Annotated in this window: 22 protein-coding genes and 5 pseudogenes; 10 read left to right on the top strand and 17 right to left on the bottom strand. The window is 45.4% G+C overall.

All coding sequences use genetic code 11. The features are described from left to right. Position 1: 1 nt before the first annotated feature. The 7 genes and pseudogenes from DXE27_RS00800 to DXE27_RS08905 all read right to left on the bottom strand — a co-directional run. A pseudogene (locus tag DXE27_RS00800) lies at positions 2 to 523 on the bottom strand (efflux RND transporter periplasmic adaptor subunit); the annotation flags it as partial. Positions 524 to 858: 335 nt separating this feature from the next. Further along, positions 859 to 987, bottom strand: a complete 129-nt coding sequence (locus DXE27_RS09940) for a hypothetical protein (RefSeq protein WP_269459782.1) — start codon at positions 985 to 987, stop codon at positions 859 to 861. Then, on the bottom strand, positions 984 to 1,931 hold the full coding sequence (locus tag DXE27_RS00805; RefSeq protein ID WP_172457092.1) for a TolC family protein: 948 nt from the start codon (positions 1,929 to 1,931) through the stop codon (positions 984 to 986). Before DXE27_RS00805 ends, DXE27_RS09940 begins: the two co-directional genes overlap by 4 nt. Then, positions 1,876 to 2,193: a hypothetical protein gene (locus DXE27_RS08900; RefSeq protein WP_172457093.1), complete on the bottom strand. Its 318-nt coding sequence runs from the start codon at positions 2,191 to 2,193 to the stop codon at positions 1,876 to 1,878. Before DXE27_RS08900 ends, DXE27_RS00805 begins: the two co-directional genes overlap by 56 nt. A gap of 295 nt (positions 2,194 to 2,488) precedes the next feature. Beyond that, positions 2,489 to 2,815, bottom strand: a complete 327-nt coding sequence (locus DXE27_RS00810; RefSeq protein ID WP_128112529.1) for a hypothetical protein — start codon at positions 2,813 to 2,815, stop codon at positions 2,489 to 2,491. A gap of 157 nt (positions 2,816 to 2,972) precedes the next feature. Next, positions 2,973 to 3,524 (bottom strand): universal stress protein, encoded by a 552-nt coding sequence (locus DXE27_RS09480; protein WP_331852071.1) that lies wholly within the window; start codon positions 3,522 to 3,524, stop codon positions 2,973 to 2,975. 63 nt (positions 3,525 to 3,587) lie between these two features. Further along, a pseudogene (locus tag DXE27_RS08905) lies at positions 3,588 to 4,247 on the bottom strand (TerC family protein); the annotation flags it as partial. A 113-nt stretch (positions 4,248 to 4,360) separates the two neighbouring features. On the opposite strand from DXE27_RS08905, the gene DXE27_RS10205 reads away from it, so the two are divergent. The 3 genes from DXE27_RS10205 (at position 4,361) to DXE27_RS00825 (ending at position 6,270) form a co-directional block, all read left to right on the top strand. Then, a complete protein-coding gene (locus tag DXE27_RS10205; protein WP_331852046.1) occupies positions 4,361 to 4,810 on the top strand; it encodes a LysR family transcriptional regulator in 450 nt (149 codons plus the stop codon). Between the two features lie 162 nt (positions 4,811 to 4,972). Continuing rightward, on the top strand, positions 4,973 to 5,242 hold the full coding sequence (locus tag DXE27_RS10210; protein ID WP_331852047.1) for a type 2 periplasmic-binding domain-containing protein: 270 nt from the start codon (positions 4,973 to 4,975) through the stop codon (positions 5,240 to 5,242). 62 nt (positions 5,243 to 5,304) lie between these two features. Beyond that, complete coding sequence (locus tag DXE27_RS00825; RefSeq protein WP_128112531.1) at positions 5,305 to 6,270, top strand: sodium-dependent bicarbonate transport family permease; 966 nt, start codon at positions 5,305 to 5,307, stop codon at positions 6,268 to 6,270. 25 nt (positions 6,271 to 6,295) lie between these two features. On the opposite strand, the gene DXE27_RS00830 is transcribed toward DXE27_RS00825, so the two are convergent. The 3 genes and pseudogenes from DXE27_RS00830 to DXE27_RS00840 all read right to left on the bottom strand — a co-directional run bounded on the left by DXE27_RS00830 (position 6,296) and on the right by DXE27_RS00840 (position 8,865). Next, on the bottom strand, positions 6,296 to 6,688 hold the full coding sequence (locus tag DXE27_RS00830; RefSeq protein ID WP_128113669.1) for a VOC family protein: 393 nt from the start codon (positions 6,686 to 6,688) through the stop codon (positions 6,296 to 6,298). 15 nt (positions 6,689 to 6,703) lie between these two features. Next, positions 6,704 to 7,644, bottom strand: a pseudogene (locus DXE27_RS00835) (hydroxymethylglutaryl-CoA lyase). Between the two features lie 41 nt (positions 7,645 to 7,685). After that, positions 7,686 to 8,865: pseudogene (locus DXE27_RS00840) on the bottom strand (CaiB/BaiF CoA transferase family protein). A 113-nt stretch (positions 8,866 to 8,978) separates the two neighbouring features. Between DXE27_RS00840 and DXE27_RS10215 the strand changes: the two are divergent. Further along, entirely contained in the window at positions 8,979 to 9,164 is a 186-nt protein-coding gene (locus DXE27_RS10215) for a helix-turn-helix domain-containing protein (protein WP_331852048.1), read from the top strand. Then, positions 9,121 to 9,750, top strand: a complete 630-nt coding sequence (locus tag DXE27_RS00845) for a LysR substrate-binding domain-containing protein (protein ID WP_331852049.1) — start codon at positions 9,121 to 9,123, stop codon at positions 9,748 to 9,750. The genes DXE27_RS10215 and DXE27_RS00845 overlap by 44 nt, the downstream gene beginning before the upstream one ends. A 174-nt stretch (positions 9,751 to 9,924) precedes the next feature. Here the strand turns inward: DXE27_RS00845 and DXE27_RS00850 are convergent, their stop codons facing one another. Genes DXE27_RS00850 through DXE27_RS00860 form a run of 3 tightly spaced genes read right to left on the bottom strand, consistent with a single transcriptional unit; the run spans position 9,925 to position 11,861 of the window. Continuing rightward, the gene (locus DXE27_RS00850) at positions 9,925 to 10,050 is read right to left on the bottom strand and encodes a DUF2256 domain-containing protein (protein WP_331852050.1); all 126 of its coding nucleotides are present in this window, start codon (positions 10,048 to 10,050) and stop codon (positions 9,925 to 9,927) included. A gap of 9 nt (positions 10,051 to 10,059) precedes the next feature. Then, a complete protein-coding gene (locus tag DXE27_RS00855; RefSeq protein WP_172457094.1) occupies positions 10,060 to 11,571 on the bottom strand; it encodes a cryptochrome/photolyase family protein in 1,512 nt (503 codons plus the stop codon). Positions 11,572 to 11,591: 20 nt separating this feature from the next. Next, positions 11,592 to 11,861 carry a TIGR03643 family protein gene (locus tag DXE27_RS00860; RefSeq protein ID WP_128112532.1) on the bottom strand — a complete coding sequence of 90 codons (270 nt, stop codon included), beginning with the start codon at positions 11,859 to 11,861 and terminating at the stop codon, positions 11,592 to 11,594. 66 nt (positions 11,862 to 11,927) lie between these two features. On the opposite strand from DXE27_RS00860, the gene DXE27_RS00865 reads away from it, so the two are divergent. After that, the gene (locus tag DXE27_RS00865) at positions 11,928 to 12,278 is read left to right on the top strand and encodes an HNH endonuclease (protein WP_128112533.1); all 351 of its coding nucleotides are present in this window, start codon (positions 11,928 to 11,930) and stop codon (positions 12,276 to 12,278) included. A gap of 182 nt (positions 12,279 to 12,460) precedes the next feature. Then, positions 12,461 to 13,336, top strand: coding sequence for an HpcH/HpaI aldolase/citrate lyase family protein (locus DXE27_RS00870; protein ID WP_128112534.1), 876 nt, complete (start codon positions 12,461 to 12,463; stop codon positions 13,334 to 13,336). Here DXE27_RS00870 and DXE27_RS00875 read toward each other — a convergent pair. After that, positions 13,333 to 13,710: a hypothetical protein gene (locus DXE27_RS00875; RefSeq protein WP_128112535.1), complete on the bottom strand. Its 378-nt coding sequence runs from the start codon at positions 13,708 to 13,710 to the stop codon at positions 13,333 to 13,335. The genes DXE27_RS00870 and DXE27_RS00875 overlap by 4 nt on opposite strands. Positions 13,711 to 14,050: 340 nt before the next feature. On the opposite strand from DXE27_RS00875, the gene DXE27_RS00880 reads away from it, so the two are divergent. Continuing rightward, positions 14,051 to 14,737, top strand: a complete 687-nt coding sequence (locus DXE27_RS00880) for an alpha/beta hydrolase (RefSeq protein ID WP_231969588.1) — start codon at positions 14,051 to 14,053, stop codon at positions 14,735 to 14,737. A 61-nt stretch (positions 14,738 to 14,798) separates the two neighbouring features. On the opposite strand, the gene DXE27_RS00885 is transcribed toward DXE27_RS00880, so the two are convergent. Together DXE27_RS00885 and pmbA are read right to left on the bottom strand one after the other, a co-directional pair. Next, complete coding sequence (locus tag DXE27_RS00885) at positions 14,799 to 15,881, bottom strand: TRAP transporter substrate-binding protein (protein ID WP_128112537.1); 1,083 nt, start codon at positions 15,879 to 15,881, stop codon at positions 14,799 to 14,801. 50 nt (positions 15,882 to 15,931) lie between these two features. Continuing rightward, a complete protein-coding gene (pmbA, locus tag DXE27_RS00890; protein WP_415064454.1) occupies positions 15,932 to 17,233 on the bottom strand; it encodes a metalloprotease PmbA in 1,302 nt (433 codons plus the stop codon). A gap of 71 nt (positions 17,234 to 17,304) precedes the next feature. Between pmbA and mog the strand changes: the two are divergent. Beyond that, a pseudogene (gene mog, locus DXE27_RS00895) lies at positions 17,305 to 17,932 on the top strand (molybdopterin adenylyltransferase). A 75-nt stretch (positions 17,933 to 18,007) separates the two neighbouring features. On the opposite strand, the gene orn reads toward mog, so the two are convergent. After that, entirely contained in the window at positions 18,008 to 18,604 is a 597-nt protein-coding gene (gene orn / locus DXE27_RS00900; RefSeq protein ID WP_128112539.1) for an oligoribonuclease, read from the bottom strand. A 15-nt stretch (positions 18,605 to 18,619) separates the two neighbouring features. On the opposite strand from orn, the gene DXE27_RS00905 reads away from it, so the two are divergent. Next, on the top strand, positions 18,620 to 19,870 hold the full coding sequence (locus tag DXE27_RS00905; RefSeq protein WP_128112540.1) for a M48 family metallopeptidase: 1,251 nt from the start codon (positions 18,620 to 18,622) through the stop codon (positions 19,868 to 19,870). Positions 19,871 to 19,872: the final 2 nt, after the last annotated feature.

A 19,872-nucleotide genomic window follows, 5' to 3' on the forward strand; every position in this document is an offset into this window, starting at 1 on the left:
TTTCCTGATTGCGCAAAGCAGGAATAATTAAGGAAGCTTTTTGCCCCTTACGCATCAAGTAAGCATTGCTTTCTGGCACCTCAGAAATAGCCCAAAGAGTACTCAGGTCAGCCACAATAAACAATGCATCTGCGGGTTGCACAACCTGACCTTTATTAATCTTACGCTCAACAATTTCACCGGGAATCGTAGCAATCACATTATTGATGGATTCAATAACACCAGATTTAGCCAGGCGATCTATGCTAGCTTGATCCATCCCTTGCACACGCAACTGATCATTGGCGGCACGAAATTCTGCCTTAGCACTGCTAGACTCAGCTTCTCGTCTTTGCAGCTCAGCAAGCGCAATAACATCTTCTTTAAATAAAATTTTGGCGCGATTGGCGGCTTGATCGGCCAATTGACTAGCACTCTTAGCTTTTAAATAGGTCAACTGGGATTGAGTTAACTCAGTTGAGGTAATTTTTGCGAGTACATCCCCCTGCTTCACCATCTGTCCAGGAACCGCCAAAATTTCAGATACCCTTCCCTTCCAGTAACGTTAGCGCCGATACGTGAAAGGTAGAGCTCATTAAAGTCGATGCGCCCAGACGCGCGCAGCTCCTCTATAAATGGAGCATTCAGAGCCTTCCCATCAGCAATCATTTTATGTAGGTCCTCGTTCACTACGACCACGTTAGGATCTTGCACCGATTTCACGGCGGGGCTACGATCAAATACGTTGAAGTAATTCAAGGTGATCATGAATGCGCATACCCAGGGTAAATAAAATAATCCCCTCTTAAGCCAATGCGGCGAAGTGTCATAACGGCCTGTAATCGATGGTGCATGACTACCAATCCATTGATGTGCGATTTAGTACCAATCACTTTGAATTTGGATGACCTGGTCCAACCACTGCTTTGAATAGGCCTTCACCTTTCTAACAATGAAAGTCTTCCATACCCTCACTTTTCCAATCAAGCTTGCAATTTCTGGTTTCATTGCTTTCCACTTTCTATCTTGACAAGCCAATCTGGGTTTGCTCTTAATCTCTGAATTTCCGTAGTCACAGAAGCCAAATCAAATCTGGCTCGAATCAAATCGTTTCTGGCAGCCCTAAATGTTCTTTGAGCATCCAGATACTCGAGCATGCCTCGCTCACCATAACGATAAGAAACTTCCGCAATCCTTTGTGCGCTTGCCGCAAGCTGCACCACTTCTTGATCTAAAACTTTGAGCTGATAGCTGGCCATTTGGTAGAGTTTGTAAGCGGTTTCAAGTTGCTGATCTAGGCTTTGACTTTGCGCATTCAACTGATTCCTGACCTTCGATGCATTCGCTTCTGCTTCAGCTACTTGACCGCCCTTAAAGTCCCAGATGGGAATACTCACCTGCAAACCATAAAGCCGATCGGTAAAGTTTGGATCGTTGTACTGCGAAGCCTTAAACGCTAAGCGTGGCAAACGGGAGTTTTTCTCGAAACTTAATCTTGATTCGCTAGCCTCAACATCAGCTTTTGCCTTTTGCAACTCAGGGCTTTGCGACTGAATTTCTGCCAATAAGGTTGTCAATGGGGGCAGGGTTTCAATCTTGGGCTGCTCCACAACAACCACATAGTTATCTGGCAATACGTGGCCAACGACCTGACGTAGAGCGCTGCGAGCCTGCTCTACTCTTAACTTGCTAGATTCAGCTGCAATTTGAGCATTCAAAAACTCTGTCTGCACTCGAATCAATTCAAAGCGCGCCGTCTCGCCAACGTCATAACGAACTTGCATGCGATCACGAATTTGTTTTGTCAAACTTAAGTCTTCTTCTGCCGCCTTTTCCTCAGCCTTACGACGCATTAACTCGTAGTAGCGCTGCTGTACTTTTGAAATAGTTTCAATCTCAAAAGCTAGACGCGTTGCTTCTGCAGAGCGCAAACTCGCCTCTGCAGCATTCACTCTTGGGGAAACGGGTGTAAGGCATATCCAATGGCTGTGTAACCGACCAAGAAGAAACATTGCCAACGGTCAAAGGGCCCGTAGTAGAGAGTTGACCTTTGACAGCTTTAGATTGATCTCTTGCAGCCAGCGCTTGAGGGCTTAACTCGAGCGCAATAAAAATTAAATCATTTACTGTGTACGACTTTTGATTTTGCGCTACTGCATGCGTAGTAAGGACTATGCCGATAGAGCCAATCATTAGCCAGCGAAACAAAAACATGCGCCCCACTCTCATGGTATTTAAATATTGATTATCCCCAGCCAAGAGCTTAGAAAGTCTGAGCGCTCCCCAAATTAGGGCACCTAAGCACAAAAAGATGCCCAGAAAGGGTGGGTGGAATATGCGGTTCAAATTGGCCATTTATTTATTCAATTAAATGGTCTTGCCTTAAAAATTACCCGTACACCGGACTTTTCAGTCGTAATGTCGACATATGAGACCCATTTTTGGGCAGGCTACTCCCCGTATATTGACCTAATTAGATCATACTTAGTTTAAGAATAAGTTTTTAAACTTAAACATTTTTAGACATACGTCCATATTTTTGAGCCTTATGAAAGACTTTCTGCACGTGTTTATAAACCTTCTTCATGCCCATCTCTAACGCCACCTTCTTATCTCGAGCCGTAACGCTAACCTCAATTGTCTGATGATCAAAGGTTTGTAGCTCAATAATGCAATTTTGATTACATGCGGTATTTGACTGGGATACAGATGAATATCTCACCTTAATTTTTCTAACCAGCCAAATGAGGCGTTTTAATGAAAATTTCACCTTATTTTCAGTAAATGTTTTTAGCTCTGGTTCAGGCAACTCTTTTGACTCAAGAATGACATCCATGATTTTCTCCTTTAAAAACATCATGGGTTCAATATAGGCTTGAATATATTCTTAATAAAGCAGAATTTTATGGGTATTATTTCTGCTTTTTACTGAGTATTAAGCAAAAAAAAGACCCTCAAAAAGAGGGTCAATAGGAGTGCTGCAAAACAGAAAACTAATCAATGATTGCCGCCATCAGGGCAGTTGCGGCACCCGCTCCAATGGCAGGAATACCCCAACGCTCCATGGCGGATACGGACCTGCCAGTCACAACCTCCACTGGGATATTGCTGGTCTCCAACAATTTAGCGGTTGTTGAGTTCTCAAATAATCTCATCAGCGTATTTTTCTTGGCCGACCCAATCACAATGCGACTGCATCCCAAACGAGAGGCTTCATCACGCAACGCTTCCCCTTTATCGCCACAAACATAGTTAAATGAAAAGTTGACGCCAGCTCTCTCCAGAAAATCTGCGGCAGTCTTCGCAGCCAGTTTTGCGCGCTCCGCCTGCCATTCATAAATAGTATTTTTATTAATGAATTTGCTGATATGCCTATACATTCCGGGCTGCACATTGCAGATATGAAATTCAGTTGCAGGATTTTTACCGTAAGTGTTCACCGCATGCTTTAAAGCCAATAAAGTATTACTAGAATCATCAACTGGGATAAGTATTTTGTTCATGGATTTATCTCCTAGGTTATAAGACTGCCTTTCAGGCAGCATTTCAGATACAACGGTGTCAACTGCAGCCAGGGCAATGAGTTCTTTGAGCGCCAATCTACTCCTAATGAACCCAGCGCCCAGGACGCCAATGATGACTAGCGCCTGAATTGCGTACTCCAGGACAGGGTTTCCAAGCAAATCTTGAACGATGGGCTCAGCAATCATCATCTTGGCTGCAGTCCATGCCAAGACACCGGCACCTAAATACGTAATCGACGGGAATCGCTCTACTAACTTGAGAATTTGTGTTGAGCCCCAAATAACTACCGGGATGCTAATTAACAAACCTAGCACTACTAAAACGTAGCTGCCATGAGAGGCACCTGCAACAGCCAATACGTTATCTAAACCCATCACTACATCGGCAATCACAATCGTTTTCATTGCACCCCAAAAACTCGTTGAGGCATGATCGTGCTCTCCATCTCCATCTCCATCTTTTGTAGGATTTAACAACTTGTAAGCAATCCAAACCAAGAGCAAACCACCGATCAACATTAAACTGGGTATGTTTAGTGGATACACGACTGCAAGCGTCATTGCACTTCGCACTGCGATCGCACCAACAGCGCCCCAGACAATGGCTTTTTTCTGGAGATGTGCGGGAAGGTTTCTAGCGGCCATTGCAATCACAATTGCATTGTCTCCAGCTAAAACTAGGTCAATCACCACAATTGCTAGCAAGGCCGAAAAAAATTCAGGGCTAAATAGTTCCAATTGAATAACCTCTATGTCGATGTCATAAGCACATGAATGCCATGGCTTTTCATGGGGTTAATGTAGAGGGGTTTGCGCTTAGCTAAAAGCAGATATATATATTTCGAAAAAACCTGAATATGGCCAATACATATAACTATCGACACCTCTATTACTTCTGGGTAGTAGCCAAAGAAGGCAGTATGTCTAAGGCAGCTGAGCGTCTAGACATGGCCATTCAGACAATCAGTTCGCAAGTTCACGAGCTTGAAAAATCTCTTGGATATTTACTATTTAAGCCCGCTGGACGCGGTATCGCCCTCACGGAATCTGAATTTGCCGCCTTGAAAATTGCAGATCAGATTTTCTCTATCGGCGAAAAACTTCCGGAAGCCGTGAGAGATGCGGCACATTCCCCTAAAACCAAAATTGTTGTTGGGGTATCAGATGGCCTACCCAAGCTAGTGACTCGACAGTTGCTAGAACCTATCCTAAAACACAAAGATGTTCAATTGATTGCCCACGAAGGTGAGTTTGAAGATCTACTGGCAGATTTAGCACTGCATCGGCTAGATATTAATTTTGGCTGATCGCCCCGCTCCAAATAATAAGAATTTAAACGTTTATAGCGAAGAACTCACCAAGACATCTATTGCCTGGTTTATTCCAAAGCAGCTCTTAAAAATGAGCAAAAAAGTTTTCCAGAGTGTCTTGGTGATCTACCGATTTTGCTACCAACATCACACTCCACAGTGCACCCACTAATCGATCAATGGTTTGTCAAAATCGATATCATCCCCAATATTGTTGGCGAGTTTGAAGATAGCGCCCTTCTAAAGACCTTTGCTGCTAGCGGACCAGGAGCATTTCCGGCTGGAAGCTTGATTGAAAAAGATTTGAAAGAAACCTACGAGATTCACCTGCTTGGCAAGTGCGATGACATTTTCGAGTACTTTTACGCAATTCGATCTGAGAAAAAAATTCAGCGCCCACTCGTTGAAGCAATTATTAAGAAAAAGTAATGCAAGGGCCTTAGATTTTATGAAGGTAAGACTAAAAAGGGTTAAATCCATAGAATGGAATCATGACTAATTTCCTTGACCCCGCCATTCTATTTTTCATCTTTGGGGTGTTTGCAGGGAGCGTAAAGTCCAACCTAGAAATACCACCACAAATCTCCAGATTCTTATCGTTATATTTATTAATGGCGCTGGGACTGAAGGGTGGATTTGCGCTACATAAGTCTGGATTTACAAGCGAGATTGCGTTTTCATTGGGTCTTGCAGTTTTTCTAGCCATCATCATCCCAATCATTGGCTACCTCATTCTCAGAAGAGGCTTAAATGCTTTTGATGCAGCCGCAATTGCTGCAACTTACGGATCTGTCAGTGCCGTTACTTTTATTACGGCCACCCAATACTTAGATCAATTTGATATTAGCTACGGTGGTCATATGGCCGCCGCCATGGCACTCATGGAGTCGCCCGCCATTATTCTTGCGATTGTTTTAGCAAATAAAGCTCGGTCCTCTCAATCACCAAGCCCTAAGGCACATCAAGCAACAAGCATCTCAAAAATACTGCATGAGTCATTTACCGATGGTGCGCAATTATTACTGCTAGGGTCCATGGTGGTTGGCCTGGTGAGCGGTGATGCTGGACAAAAATTGATGGCGCCATTCTCGATTGATCTGTTTAAAGGCATGCTAGCGTTCTTCCTGCTAGACATGGGTTTGATGGCCGCCAGAAATTTAAAGGGTCTCAAGGGAAAACCTGCTATCACCTTGCTATACGCGCTGGGCTCACCCCTCTCTCATGCATTGCTTGCTTTGGTGCTTTGCAAATTAATTGGATTGCCACTCGGAAATACTATTTTGCTAATGGTACTGGCATCGAGCGCCTCTTATATTGCCGTTCCTGCAGCATTGCGTCACGTGCTACCCGAAGTAAATCCAGCGCTCTACATGGGGATGTCTCTAGGAATCACCTTCCCCTTCAACATCATTCTAGGTATACCGCTTTACACTTTACTAGCCAAGCAACTCATGTAAGTATTTTGTAGGCTACACCCAATATTTAAATGAGTTCAGATATTTCAATTAAATTCTGATCTGGATCTCTTACATAGATCGAGTTAATTTTTTGTGTGGCACCAGTACGAATTACTGGACCTTCAATAATCGGCCAGGATTCTGCGGCCAGTTTTTCAATCACCATTTCTAGAGGTCGATCAGCAATAAAACAGAGATCAAGCGATCCCGGGGTCGGAGTATCTGCCTTGGGCTCAAATTCCTTACCTTTGATGTAGAGGTTGATCTTTTGGTTGCCGAACTTAAACGCTTTGCGCTCAACAGGTGGTGTGCCACCAATAAAAGATTCCAACTTCATTCCAAGAACGCGGGTATAAAAATCCACGCACTCTGCTTCTTTTGCAGTGGTGAGCACCAAATGATCTAAATGGTCAATCATATTCATTTCCCCTTCTTATTGAGCGCGGCGAAGTTCATCTACGTAATCTGGTTCGGGATGCAGCGTATATGTGCTGCCTGCCTTTGCTACCTGGCCTGGAACAGGGTGACCCACAATTTGAGGTAACTCTTTAGCGAGCGCTAATAACCTAGGAATATTGATACCAGTGTCATAGCCCATTGCATCAAGCATATGAATCGCATCTTCACTTGAAATATTCCCGCTTGCTCCGGGTGCATAAGGGCAGCCACCTAAGCCACCCAGAGATCCATCAAATCGCACAATAATACCCGACTGGACTTGCTGCTAGAACATTGGCTAGACCCGTGCCCCTGGTGTTATGAAAGTGCAGAGTTAATTGGAGATTAGGAAATTGTTTTTGCAAAGCGTCACACATTTTTTTCACTTGATCCGGATTGGCCATGCCAGTGGTGTCGCATATAATTAGACCTCGAATACCAAGATCTGCGAAGCGCTGCGCAAATCCCTCGACAACTACTTGCGGAACCTCACCCTCCATAGGGCAGCCAAAGCAAGTGGAGAGCGAAACATTGATTGGTGTTCTGCCATCAACAAATTTAATAACTTCCGCTAGCCCTGCAAAACTCTTTTCTCTACCCATTCTGAGGTTGGCCAGGTTATGAGTCTCAGAGGTAGACATCACTAGATTAAATTCGTCGGCCTTGGATTCAAATGCGCGCTTAGCACCCCCTCAGATTGGGAACCAATACGGTGTACTCAACACCTGGAACCCGCTGAATACGACCCATTACCTCTTCGGCATCGCGCAGCATCGGGATAGATTTAGGCGAAGTAAACGAAGTCACCTCAATTTTTGCAAATCCACAAGCGCTTAACTCATCCACCAACTTGATCTTGTCGTCTGTCGGTATGAAATTAGGCTCAATCTGAAAGCCATCTCTCGTTACTACATCATTGAAATAAATTCTGGTCATAATTTTTTCTTTATCTTAATTTTTCGTATTTTTCAATTGAGTTACTTTGTAAATGCAATACCGCGCTCTTTCAGGGAAGAGACCTGTGCATCACTTAAGCCTATTCCTTTCAATATCTCATCGGTGTTTTCGCCAATATCCGGAGCCAGCGTCTTTATCGATCCCGGTGTACGTGATAACTTTGGAATCACGCCCGGTACATCCAACTTAGTTCCATCATGCATTTGAATAGTTTGAATATTTTCCCGAGCTTTATAGTGCGGATCGTTTGCGATATCGGCAACGGTATAGATGCGGCCTGCTGGTACCGCAACAGAATCTAAAATTTCTAATGCTTTATCAGTGCTAACCGTTTTTGCCCATTCGCCAATCGCATGATCAAGCTCGACTACGCGTTTGACGCGACCATCATTGTTGTTTCCCAATTGCGGATCACTACCCAAGTCTTCTCGCCCAATAGCCGTCATCAGGCGCTTGAAAATGCTGTCGCCATTGCCGGCAACCAATACATATCCACCATCAGCGCATTGATAGGCATTAGTTGGGGCAATACCAGGTAGAGCGCTGCCTGCCGCTTGTCGCACCTCACCGAACGCACTGTACTCCGGCAGCAAACTCTCCATGCAATTGAAGACCGCTTCATACAACGCAATATCGATCACCTGACCTTTGCCGCTGCTATGACGTTCTTGCAAGGCCAACAAAATTCCAATTACGCCATGCAAAGATGCCAAGGTATCACCAATACTAATACCCACACGCACGGGCACTCTTCCAGGCTCTGCAGTGAGATGGCGCAAACCACCCATAGCTTCAGCCACTACACCGAAACCAGGTTTGTCTCTATATGGACCAGTCTGACCGTATCCACTAATACGTAAAACAATCAACTTTGGATTGAGCTTGATTAACGCTTGTGGATCAAGCCCCCAATCCTCTAATGTTCCAGGACGAAAGTTTTCGATTAAGACATCCGCTTCTTTCGCCAAAGTTCTCACGATGTCTTGTGCTTCAGCTTGCCTCAAATCCAGAGATAGAGATCTTTTATTTCTCGACTGCACTTGCCGCCAAACAGAGGCGCCATTTACGCAGTGCATCACCGACTTTGGGTGGCTCAATCTTAATAACATCCGCACCAAAATCAGCCAATGTTTTTGCAGCAAACGGCCCGGCAATGAGTTGCCCCATTTCTATGACTTTTAACTTTGATAATGGCTCCATGATTTCCTCTGAAATATGCATTTATACAAAGTTACCCTGCCAACTACATGTTGAAAATTGCTATTTTTAGCCTCATCCTTCTCATTTTGCGAAGGTATAGGTAGAATGACCCCATGAAATCCCCGCTAAACCCCGCCAGAGTTGACTTTGTTACCCTTAAGCTTTTCTGCTCCATCGTTCAATCCGGGAGCATTACTAAGGGTGCCAATGAATGCAATCTAGCCCTTTCTGCAGCCAGTAGGCGTATTTCGGAATTTGAAGAAACAAGTGGGCATGGCTTTGCTCGACCGCTCTGTTAAGGGGGTAACCCTCACCCATGCTGGCCATGCGGTCATGCAACATGCCTTAAGGTTGTTTCAGGGCTTTGAGCAACTCAGCAATGAATTGGGCGAATACTCCAAAGGTGTAAAAGGGAGTGTCCGGCTTTGGGCGAATATGTCAGCCCTGACTGAGTTTCTTCCCTCAGCTTTAGCAAGCTTTTTAAAAGTGAATCCTGAAATTCAGGTTGAAGTAGAAGAGCAATTGAGTGGTGACATTGTCAAAGCACTCATGGATGGCATTGCAGATATTGGTGTATTTGCTGAAGGCCCAAGCACTTCAGGGCTAGAAACCCAAGTGATGGGCAATGATGAGCTTGTTATCGCCTGCTGTAAAACGCATCCTTTAAACAAAAGAAAAAGTGTCTCATTTGAAGAATGCCTTCAATACGATTTCGTAGGGCTCAATAGAGGCAGCTCGCTACTTGAGCTCACCTCCAGATGTGCAGAGAAACTAGGCAAGCAAATGAAATTGCGTATCCAGGTGCGCAGCTACGCTGCGATGTGTCAAATGATTGCAGTCAACCTAGGTGTTGGGGTGCTGCCCAAATCAAAGCCTTGGGCTTAAAAGCCATTCCACTTGAAGACCCTTGGGCAAAACGTAACTTACTAGTAGCAACCAAAGCGGGCATCAATCACTCCCCCGCTACCACACTATTAAGCCAGCATCTGCTCGGGTAGATTTCTTCTTTAAAGCGCCAGTTAGCTTTGGCCTTGTGAAGTCTTTTGCTTGCGACAAGCGTCAGAACAAATACTTCACCTCTCCCCAGTTCTTAGCCCAGGATTTTCTCCAGGCCATTTCTTTTTTGCACACTACGCAAATCTTGCTGGGCAAGAAGCTCTTGTTTCCCTTGAATGAGGATTTCATCAGTTCAGCCTAAAGGTCGTCTAAGTGACCGAGTATTTTATTGGCATGCACCTGTATCTCTGCTTGATCATCTGGACTAATGCGCTTCAAATTGGCCGTCATTAATCGGGTGCGTGGACTAGCTTCAAATTGCTCACGATGCTTGATTAAAAAATTCCAGTACAAGGTAGTAACCGGACATGCCTGTTCCCCAAAGCGAACATCTGGCTTATATTTGCAAGAATCACAGTAATTACTCATGCGTTTGATATATGCACCACTGGCGATATATGGCTTGCTGGTGAAACGACCCCCATTAGCAAATAAGGCCATGCCGGCAGTATTCGGGAGCTCCACCCATTCAATGGCATCTACATATACCGCCAGATACCAATCGCAAACCTGTGCAGGAAGTATTTCTGCCAGGAGCGCAAAGTTACCGGTCACCATCAGGCGTTGAATATGATGTGCGTAGCCGTATTTCAGAGTCTGACCTACAGCATCTTGCATGCAGGCCATCTGCGTTTTACCGGTCCAATACCACTGCGGAAGAGTGCGTTGATGCTCGTAATAATTGTCCTGAGCCATCTTGGGCATATCTAAGTAATACATGCCTCGTACAAACTCACGCCAACCCAGAATCTGTCGAATAAATCCTTCGATCGTCGATAAATCCAATGAATATTTTTTCCAAGCAGCCAATGCAGCATCAATGACTTCGCGTGGATTTAACAGCTTCAGATTAAGCGAGCTAGATAGGATGGAGTGCCAACCAAAAGGTGTATCTGTCCACATCGCATCTTGGTAGACGCCGAAGTTCCTGAGGCGGTACTCAACGAAATACCCCAGCGCCTCTAATGCTTGCTCCCTATTTACCGGCCAATTGAAATGCTCCAAGGATCCAGGATGATCTGGGTAGACCTTCTGCACATACGCCAACACCTCTTGAGTAATTGCATCGGTCTCAAATGATGCAGGGGCATCAATAATGCCCGGACCCCTTTTAGGATATGGCTTGCGATTATCTTGATCAAAATTCCATTGGCCGCCTTCAGGATTGCCGTCTGCGTCAATCAGAATTCCGTGCGTCTTGCGCATCAATCGATAAAAATACTCTAGCCGAAGCTCCTTCTTACCCTCTGTCCACGCCACAAACTCTTGGTGCGAGCAGAAAAAATGATCGTCATCGCGCATATCCATTTGAAGACCGCTTTCTTTAGCCAAGTCCTCAAGGGCAATTTTGAGGCGCCACTCACCCGGCTCTACGCAGACGAAATGTGTAATCTTTTTTTGGAGCAATTGCTCTTTTAAGACTTCGATAATGGATAGTGGCGACTCTTTAATATAAGTGAGTGGATATTGCAGATCCTCTAGCGACTTTGCAAAATGTCGCATAGCCGATAAAAATAATGCAATCTTGGATTTGTGGGTCCCCACATAACTAGCTTCATTCGCCGACTCAACCATCAGCACTTCGTCTGTCTTTGGATTAAAGTCTTTTAGGGCAGCGCTCTGTAGATCGAGTTGATCTCCCAGAATCAAAAAGAGTCTTCTTGTTTAACTCATTTATTTTTATATTGTGTTGGGCAGTAGGCTCGATTGACATCATCACTGCGTAATGCCATGTGCTTTGTGGCTCTGCCTGTGACCCGCTTGCGCCAGAGCTCAAAAGACCCCCGCTTCAGCTCCTTGCGCATTAACTCAATCACCATTGACTCTGAGAGTCCAAAGGACTTCTCAATCGCATCAAATGGGGTGCGATCCTCCCACGCCATTTCTATCAGGCGGGAGATGTCGGACTCGGATAGAGACTCTCTGGACAATTTAGGCATCGTGCAAGTTTAAGACTTATTTACTAAACTGGCAGAACCGCAATTTACCCAGCCCCAGCCGCTCAAATGATCGGAAAAATTCGCTCAAAACTTCTCTCTCTTCAATCACCCCATGCCGTCAGGGAGGGGCCTGACATTTGCCCGATTTGCGATAGAGAGATACCGAAGTCACAAAAAGATGCCCACCACCTTATTCCAAAATCTAAAGGCGGTAAAACCACTGAATTTCTGCATCGCATCTGTCATAAGCAAATTCATGCTCTTTTTACAGAAACGGAGCTGGCCGTTACGTTTAATAACGCCGCAATCCTAAAAGAGCACCCCGAAATGCAAAAATTCATTATTGGCTGGATAAAAAGCAAACCAAATAGCTTTTATGAAAAAACTCGCAAAAGTGTTCGATTAAAATCTAATTAATTCAGAAGATTTTTGTTTTGGCGTCAAAATGCTTTAGGCTTTAGCCTGTAGGTAATGACTTTAATTGGCGTTATTTACTAGCTCTTTCTATGAGCCCGTGTTACTCAGCTGGATTGTTTCGCCAACCTTTTAACCCTGTCATGGACTTATTAAATGAGCCCTCTCAGTAACTTTTACTCACAATGACGAATACCAACAGACCACGCCGTTCAGTTTTGTATATGCCTGGCGCCAATACGCGCGCTCTGGAAAAAGCCAAAACGCTTTCCGCAGATTCCCTGATTCTCGATTTAGAAGATGCCGTCGCGCCAGACGCAAAATCAGCCGCCAGGGAAAATATTCTCAAGGCACTGGAATCTGGGTTTGGCTACCGAGAGGCTGTTGTTCGGATTAATGGCCTTAATACCCCATGGGGGCTTGATGAGCTCAAGGTATTTGCCAATAGCAAGGCGGATGTCATTGTTTTGCCAAAGGTAGAGTCTGCTGAGCAAGCGCAAGAAGTAGCAAACCTTCTGAATAAATTAGGCGCTCCCACAAGTATGACAATCTGGGCCATGATTGAAACGCCCAAGGCAATTTTTAGCTTATCTGAAATTGCTCAGTCTCACCCCATGCTGGAGGCACTAGTGCTGGGTACATCAGATCTTGTAAAAGATTTACACGCGCGCCACACCCCCAATCGCATTGAAACGCAAACCGCACTTTCTCTATCCGTATTGGCCGCTAGAGCATATGGCCTGTGCGTACTTGATGGCGTTCACCTTTCCTTGGATGATGAAGCTGGATTAATTCAATCCTGCATTCAAGGCAGAGATACGGGCTTTGATGGCAAGACCTTGATTCATCCCAATCAAATCAAAGCTGCCAATGAGATCTTTGGTCCATCGCCACAAGAAATCGCAGAAGCGCAAGAAAGAATTGCTGCCTATAACGCTGCAATTGCATCGGGAGCAGGTATTGCGGTGCTCAACGGCAAGTTGATCGAGGAGCTTCACATCCAAGATGCCAAAAGAATACTGGCTCTAGCGAGTGCTATCGCAAAGACCGCGGAAAATTAATGATCTAAATCTAGGCTTTGCACTAGGCTAGCCAACTTCACTACAGAATCAAATGTGTTGGACTTGCTAGCCTCAACATCCAAACTCTCCCAATTGAACTCCAGGGAGAAATGCGCTGATTCAATAATGAGCTCATAGCTGGATGAGGGCTTGCTTGATGGATCGCTATTTACCTCACTAGTCACGGGGACATTAATCGCATTAATGGCGTCGATGAGCATCTGCACCTCAGTGGCCAACAGTTCCCTGCTATGCAAAACATCATCCGTTCTTTTGATCGATATCTTAGAGGCCTCATCGATCGACACCTCATACTGATTCAATCCCAAATCAAACCAAACAGTTAACTCAAGTGCAATTGGATATGTTTTCATTAATCTACCTCATCAACATGGGGGGTTCATCAAAGTGATTTTTGCGGGGTTTTAGCCTAGCTTCAATCTGAGTCCATTTACCCTGCTGCAATCGATATTGACAATCTTCAGCATGATTCTCAAGCAAGCCAAAAATAACCGTAGTCGGTATCTTGCAGTGCTGACATCGGTAGGCGTGCTGATGCTCTTCTATTTTTTCCTGGGGATAATCTATATAGAAAGGCTTCATACAAAGCTCCTCAACACATTGAACACTGTTCAAAACATCTTACACCCCATTGAGGCTGAAGCCCACACTAGTGAAAGTGCGTATATGAGTTGATAATACGGGTTGCTCTTAATGAATGGACCTCAGATGGACTTGCTACCTTGTGTTGAATTAGAGACTTCGCCAAATCCTAGCGCAGCTGTGATTTGGCTTCATGGGCTGGGCGCCGATGGCAATGATTTTGTGCCCATTGTTCCCGAATTGGATCTGACTGGCTGCCCAGGTATTCGCTTTGTGTTTCCGAGCGCACCGAGCATGCCGGTAACCGTCAATGGCGGTTATGTCATGCCAGCCTGGTATGACATTATCGGCAGAAATTTGATGGATCAAGAAGATGCTGCTGGCATTCAAAAATCAGCCGCCTCTATTGTTCAACTCATTGAGCACGAGGCAAGTCGCGGCATTGCATGCGATCAGATTGTGTTAGCAGGATTCTCACAGGGCTGCGCTATGACACTGTATGTAGCCTTGCGGTTCCCACATAAACTTGCCGGAATCATGGCTTTATCAGGATACCTACCTTTAGCGATGAGTTTAAATACCGAAAAACATTCTGCCAACCAAAATACGCCAATCTTTATGGCGCATGGCGAATATGACGCAGTTGTCATCCCAGAGCGCGCCCGCACTTCATGCGCCCTACTTGAAAAGTTAGGCTACCAGGTCAGCTGGAATGAATACCCCATGGAGCACTCAGTGAATCGTGAGGAGTTAGTAGGTATTTCTCGTTACCTGCAGCAGGTGCTAGCCAGAAAGTAAGACTCAATAGGTGAAAATAAAAAAGGACTCATATGAGTCCTTTTTTGATGACAGCATTCCTTTAAAGCTTCTTACTAAAACTGTATTGCGAGAAGGCTTGCTCAGCAACGTTGAACCATTGCGCTTCCATATTTCTAAATACGCGGTAATCCTCAAAGATCTTTTTAAACTGAGGGCTCTTGGCGGACTCTTCAGCGTAGGTTTCTTGGGCGGCCTTAAAGCATGCATCCAATACTGAGGTGTTGAATTTACGAAGTACGGCGCCATTCTGTAAAAGACGTTGTAAGGCCGGCGGGTTTAGCGCATCGTACTTAGCGCACATATCTGTGTGTGCTTCAAAACAAGCAGCTTCCCAGGCGGCCTGATAAGAAGGTGGCAATGCATCCCATTGTTTCTTATTGACCAAGAAAGAAAGGCCTGCAGCGCCCTCCCAAAAGGCAGGGTAGTAATAATTTTTCGCTACTTTTGCAAGACCAAGTTTTTCATCATCGTAAGGGCCGACAAATTCAGCAGCATCAATCGTGCCTTTTTCGAGGGCTGAGTAAATTTCACCAGCTGGTAATTGCTGTGGAACAACACCAAGCTTGGCTAATACTTGACCAGCAAAGCCAGCAATACGGAACTTCAGACCCTTGAGGTCTTCTGGGGATTTAATTTCCTTACGAAACCAACCGCCCATTTGCGTACCCGTTTGACCGCCCAAGAAATTCACAATGTTGTAGCTTGCATAAAGCTCGCGCATGAGCTTCATACCATTGCCATGAAGCATCCAAGCGGACTGCTGTCGTGCAGTCAAACCAAATGGGGCTGCAGTATCAAAAATGAATGCGCTGTTTTTACCTAAGTAGTAGTAGCTTGCGGTATGGCCACACTCAACCGTGCCATTTTGAACTGCATCCAAGACTTGCAAGGCAGGCACTACCTCACCTGCTGCAAATACTTTAACGTTGAACTTGCCATCCGTCGCTTTGCGCAATGCATTAGCAAATACCTCAGGCGTTCCAAACAAGGTATCTAAAGACTTCGGAAAACTAGAAACCAAGCGCCAATTGAGTGTTGGCAAACTCTGCGCAATAGATGGGGCCGCTAAGGCTGCCGCACCAGCGCCAATAGTTACTTTCTTTAAAAATGAACGTCTTTGCATGGATATCTCCCTTCAGTATTCTTCTGTATTCACTAATTTAGTAGTGGCAATTATTTTCCGCCAACCGTCATCGATCCAATCAGGATAGAGCCAGTCTCTTTGGTGCCGCGGATTAAGGTATCACAGCCAATCAGCGCAATGTCTAAGAGCATGTCGCGCAGATTACCCGCAATGGTTACCTCTTCAACAGGGTATTGAATGACCCCGTTCTCCACCCAATAGCCAAAAGCACCTCTTGAGTAATCGCCGGTAACGTAGTTCACGCCCTGGCCCATCAATTCAGTTACTAATAGACCTGTACCCATTTCTTTTAGCAGGGCCGGTAATCCACCCTTAGGCGTCTTCTTACTTTTGAGTGTGAGGTGATGCGATCCACCAGCATTACCGGTAGTTTTCATACCCAGCTTTCTAGCTGAATAGGTCGAGAGAAAATAACCTTCCAATATCCCCTTATCCACTACAGTTCTAGCGCCTGTCTTTACACCCTCTTCATCAAACGGCGCGCTACCTGTCATAGACTTTAGGTGTGGGTCCTCAAAAAGGCTAATGTGCTTTGGCAATACTTGCTTACCTAAACTATCAAGCAAGAAACTTGAGCGCCGATACAAAGCGCCACCTGAAACAGCCTGAACTAAGCCACCTAAAAGGCCTGCCGCTAGAGGCGCCTCAAAGATGACAGGACAACGACGCGTAGTCAAGGATCTTGCCTTTAGTCTTGATAAAGCACGCTCTGCAGCGTACTTACCGATAGCCGCTGGATCCGCCAACTCTTGCGGTATGCGTGAACTGGAATACCAATCATCACGCTGCATATTGGATTGCTTACCACCTTCACTAGCGATTGGCGCACAAGAAATGTAATGGCGTGAGAATGGGTAACCACCCATAAATCCGTGCGAGGTTCCCATCATGAAATGCGCATGGTGAGCGGAAACAGATGCACCGTCACTGTTTTGAATTTGTTTGCTTACTGCAAATGCAGCACCTTCTGCAGTGCGCGCAATCTCTACGGCATGGGCAGCATCAATATTCCATGGATGAAATAAATCGAGATCTAATGGATTTTTTTCTAAGAGCTCTCGCTCTGCAGGTCCAGCGCAATTATCTTCAGCCGTATGTTGTGCGATGTGATAGGCAGCGTCGACTGTTGCCTTAAGAGATTCTTTAGAAAAGTCACTGGTACTTGCATTACCGCGATGATGGCCCAGGAATACCGTCACACCAACCTGCTTATCCAGACTTTGCTCGATTGTCTCAACCTCACCCTTGCGAACAGTGACAGAAAGGCCCTGACCTTCCGAAACTTCGGCAACCGCATCTGAGGCCCCCCTTCTTTTGGCCTCTTTCAGCATGAAATCAATGATTTCTTGAAACTGGGTAGATGTATATGTAAACATGTCCTAATAATAGCTAGAATATCAACATGAAGCATAACGAAGCCTGGAAGCGCACCACCCCGAATGAGGTCAAAATTGGCCTCATCTCAATATCCGACAGAGCCAGCAAAGGCGTCTCTATCAAGACGAGGGCATTCCTGCCCTGCAAACATGGCTCATGAAGGCGATTAGCAACCCCTGCGTCTTTCATGAACGGCTTATTGCGGACGAATCTGAAATCATCACCGAAACTATCGTCGAATTGATTGATGAGCTGGGCTGCGACTTGGTTTTAACTACAGGCGGCACAGGACCATCACGCCGCGATGTCACCCCGCGGAGGCCACCCGTGATACAGGAACCCGTGAAATGCCTGGCTTTGGCGAGCAAATGCGCCAAATTAGCCTGAACTTTGTACCTACCGCCATCCTCTCCAGACAGACTACTGTTTTACGCGAAATTGATGGCCACGCCGCTTTAGTGATCAACTTGCCCGGGCAACCTAAAGCTATTACAGAAACTTTAGAAGGGCTAAAGGATGGCGAAGGTAAATCGATTGTTCCCGGAATCTTTGCTGCGGTGCCTTATTGCATCGATTTAATGGGCGGACCTTACATTGAGTCCAATCAAGATGTCATTAAAGTCTTTAGACCCAAAAGTGCTATCAAGAAATAATTAGTCTGAACTGAATAAAAAAGGTCCGCAGTGCGGGCCTTTTGCTTTTGTATCTTCATTTACATCCCAACCCTCTTACTCCGGCAAAGGGACAATAAACTTTTCTCGGTAGTACTTAAGCTCTTCAATGGATTCTTCAATATCCGCTAAAGCAGTGTGGGCCTGCTTCTTCGTAAATCCCTTAACCAACTCAGGGTGCCAGCGCTTGCACAACTCTTTCAGAGTAGACACATCGATATTTCGATAATGGAAGTAGGCCTCAAGCTTGGGCATGTACTTGGCCATAAAACGTCTATCTTGACCGATCGTATTACCGCACATCGGAGCAATACCTGCCTTGATGTATTTCTTTAAAAAAGCAATGCATTCCGCTTCTACTGTTGCTTCATCCATCGTAGATGCTTTAACCTTTTCGATCAAACCAGAGCGTCCATGGGTGCCTTTATTCCACGCATCCATCGCGTCTAAGATTGCGTCATCTTGATGAACCACCCATACCGGAGCGGTAGCGATGGTATTGAGATGGGCATCGGTCACAATGATGGCAATTTCCAGAATTCGCTCAGTTTCGGGGTTTAAACCCGACATTTCCATATCCACCCAAATCAGATGCTCATTGGCTGATGCTGTCTTGGCCGGCGCTGTCGCCGCAATGTTTGTTTGTTCGCTCACATCTATAATGATCTCATGACCTTCACAATTGTTTTTCTAGTCGCTTTTATTACCAGTTTTGGCCTTCGCCACTGGTTGTCCCAACGCCAAATTCGGTATGTTGCCCAGCATCGCCAGGCGGTTCCAGCAGAATTCGCTGAAAAAGTCACTTTAGCCGAACACCAGAAAGCCGCTGACTACACCATTGCCAAATTACGCTTTGGTATTTTAGAGAATGGGGTCAGCGCTATCATTTTAATTGGTTTCACCTTGTTAGGTGGGCTTCAGATTTTGAATATGGCATTACTTCAGTTTTTGGGCGAAGGAATTGCACAGCAAATTGCCCTGCTTGTTTCTATTGTCATTATTTCCGGGATCATTGATATCCCATTTTCTTGGTACAAACAATTCCATCTTGAGGAACGTTTTGGCTTTAACCGCATGGGGAAAAAATTATTCTTCTCCGATATGTTTAAAGGCATGGCAGTAGGCGGTGCAATTGGCACTCCTCTACTGTGGGTGATCCTCACCTTGATGGCGCAAGCTGGTGACTTATGGTGGCTTTGGGCGTGGGCTGTATTGACGGTCTTTAGCCTATTAATGCAGTGGATTTTCCCAACCTTCATCGCCCCTATCTTTAATAAGTTTCAAGCATTGGAAGACGGCCCTCTCAAAACTCAGATTGAAGCGCTGCTCACACGCTGTGATTTTGCAAGCCAGGGATTATTTGTCATGGATGGCAGTAAGCGTAGCGCGCATGGCAATGCATTCTTTGCCGGCATGGGTAAAGCCAAGCGGATTGTGTTCTTTGACACTCTGATTGAAAAACTCAATCCTGGTGAAGTCGAGGCTGTTTTGGCACATGAGCTTGGCCACTTTAAATGCAAGCATATTCGCAAACGCTTACTGGTCTCTTTTGCGCTGAGCTTTGGTATGTTTGCCCTACTGGGCTGGGTTAGCACTCAAGTATGGTTCTATACCGATCTCGGTGTTATGCCCAACCTTAACGGCTATAACGGCGGCTTGGCTTTGGCCTTATTTATGTTGGTATCACCAGTATTTAGCTTTTTCTTCACGCCGCTATCGAGTCTCGCCTCGCGCAAACACGAATATGAAGCTGATGGTTTCGCTGCAGAAAAATCGTCTGCAAAAGATTTGATCTCTGCACTCGTAAAGCTGTATCAAGATAACGCTTCAACACTGACGCCCGATCCGATCTATACCGCTTTTTATAGCTCGCATCCTCCGGCCCCACTACGTATTGCCAACTTACAGCGCTTTATCTAAGT

Source organism: Polynucleobacter necessarius (assembly GCF_900096755.1).
GTDB classification, from domain to species: Bacteria; Pseudomonadota; Gammaproteobacteria; order Burkholderiales; family Burkholderiaceae; genus Polynucleobacter; species Polynucleobacter necessarius_K.

Excerpts from the sequence above, each read along its gene's own strand:
- DXE27_RS09940 (WP_269459782.1), bottom strand. The coding sequence starts at position 987 with ATGAAACCAGAAATTGCAAGCTTGATTGGAAAAGTGAGGGTATGGAAG.
- DXE27_RS08900 (WP_172457093.1), bottom strand. The coding sequence starts at position 2,193 with ATGTTTTTGTTTCGCTGGCTAATGATTGGCTCTATCGGCATAGTCCTT.
- DXE27_RS00810 (WP_128112529.1), bottom strand. The coding sequence starts at position 2,815 with ATGGATGTCATTCTTGAGTCAAAAGAGTTGCCTGAACCAGAGCTAAAA.
- DXE27_RS09480 (WP_331852071.1), bottom strand. The coding sequence starts at position 3,524 with ATGCTGCCTGAAAGGCAGTCTTATAACCTAGGAGATAAATCCATGAAC.
- DXE27_RS10205 (WP_331852046.1), top strand. The coding sequence starts at position 4,361 with ATGGCCAATACATATAACTATCGACACCTCTATTACTTCTGGGTAGTA.
- DXE27_RS00825 (WP_128112531.1), top strand. The coding sequence starts at position 5,305 with ATGACTAATTTCCTTGACCCCGCCATTCTATTTTTCATCTTTGGGGTG.
- DXE27_RS00830 (WP_128113669.1), bottom strand. The coding sequence starts at position 6,688 with ATGATTGACCATTTAGATCATTTGGTGCTCACCACTGCAAAAGAAGCA.
- DXE27_RS10215 (WP_331852048.1), top strand. The coding sequence starts at position 8,979 with ATGAAATCCCCGCTAAACCCCGCCAGAGTTGACTTTGTTACCCTTAAG.
- DXE27_RS00850 (WP_331852050.1), bottom strand. The coding sequence starts at position 10,050 with ATGAAATCCTCATTCAAGGGAAACAAGAGCTTCTTGCCCAGCAAGATT.
- DXE27_RS00860 (WP_128112532.1), bottom strand. The coding sequence starts at position 11,861 with ATGCCTAAATTGTCCAGAGAGTCTCTATCCGAGTCCGACATCTCCCGC.
- DXE27_RS00865 (WP_128112533.1), top strand. The coding sequence starts at position 11,928 with ATGATCGGAAAAATTCGCTCAAAACTTCTCTCTCTTCAATCACCCCAT.
- DXE27_RS00870 (WP_128112534.1), top strand. The coding sequence starts at position 12,461 with ATGACGAATACCAACAGACCACGCCGTTCAGTTTTGTATATGCCTGGC.
- DXE27_RS00875 (WP_128112535.1), bottom strand. The coding sequence starts at position 13,710 with ATGAAAACATATCCAATTGCACTTGAGTTAACTGTTTGGTTTGATTTG.
- DXE27_RS00880 (WP_231969588.1), top strand. The coding sequence starts at position 14,051 with ATGAATGGACCTCAGATGGACTTGCTACCTTGTGTTGAATTAGAGACT.
- DXE27_RS00885 (WP_128112537.1), bottom strand. The coding sequence starts at position 15,881 with ATGCAAAGACGTTCATTTTTAAAGAAAGTAACTATTGGCGCTGGTGCG.
- pmbA (WP_415064454.1), bottom strand. The coding sequence starts at position 17,233 with ATGCTGAAAGAGGCCAAAAGAAGGGGGGCCTCAGATGCGGTTGCCGAA.
- DXE27_RS00905 (WP_128112540.1), top strand. The coding sequence starts at position 18,620 with ATGACCTTCACAATTGTTTTTCTAGTCGCTTTTATTACCAGTTTTGGC.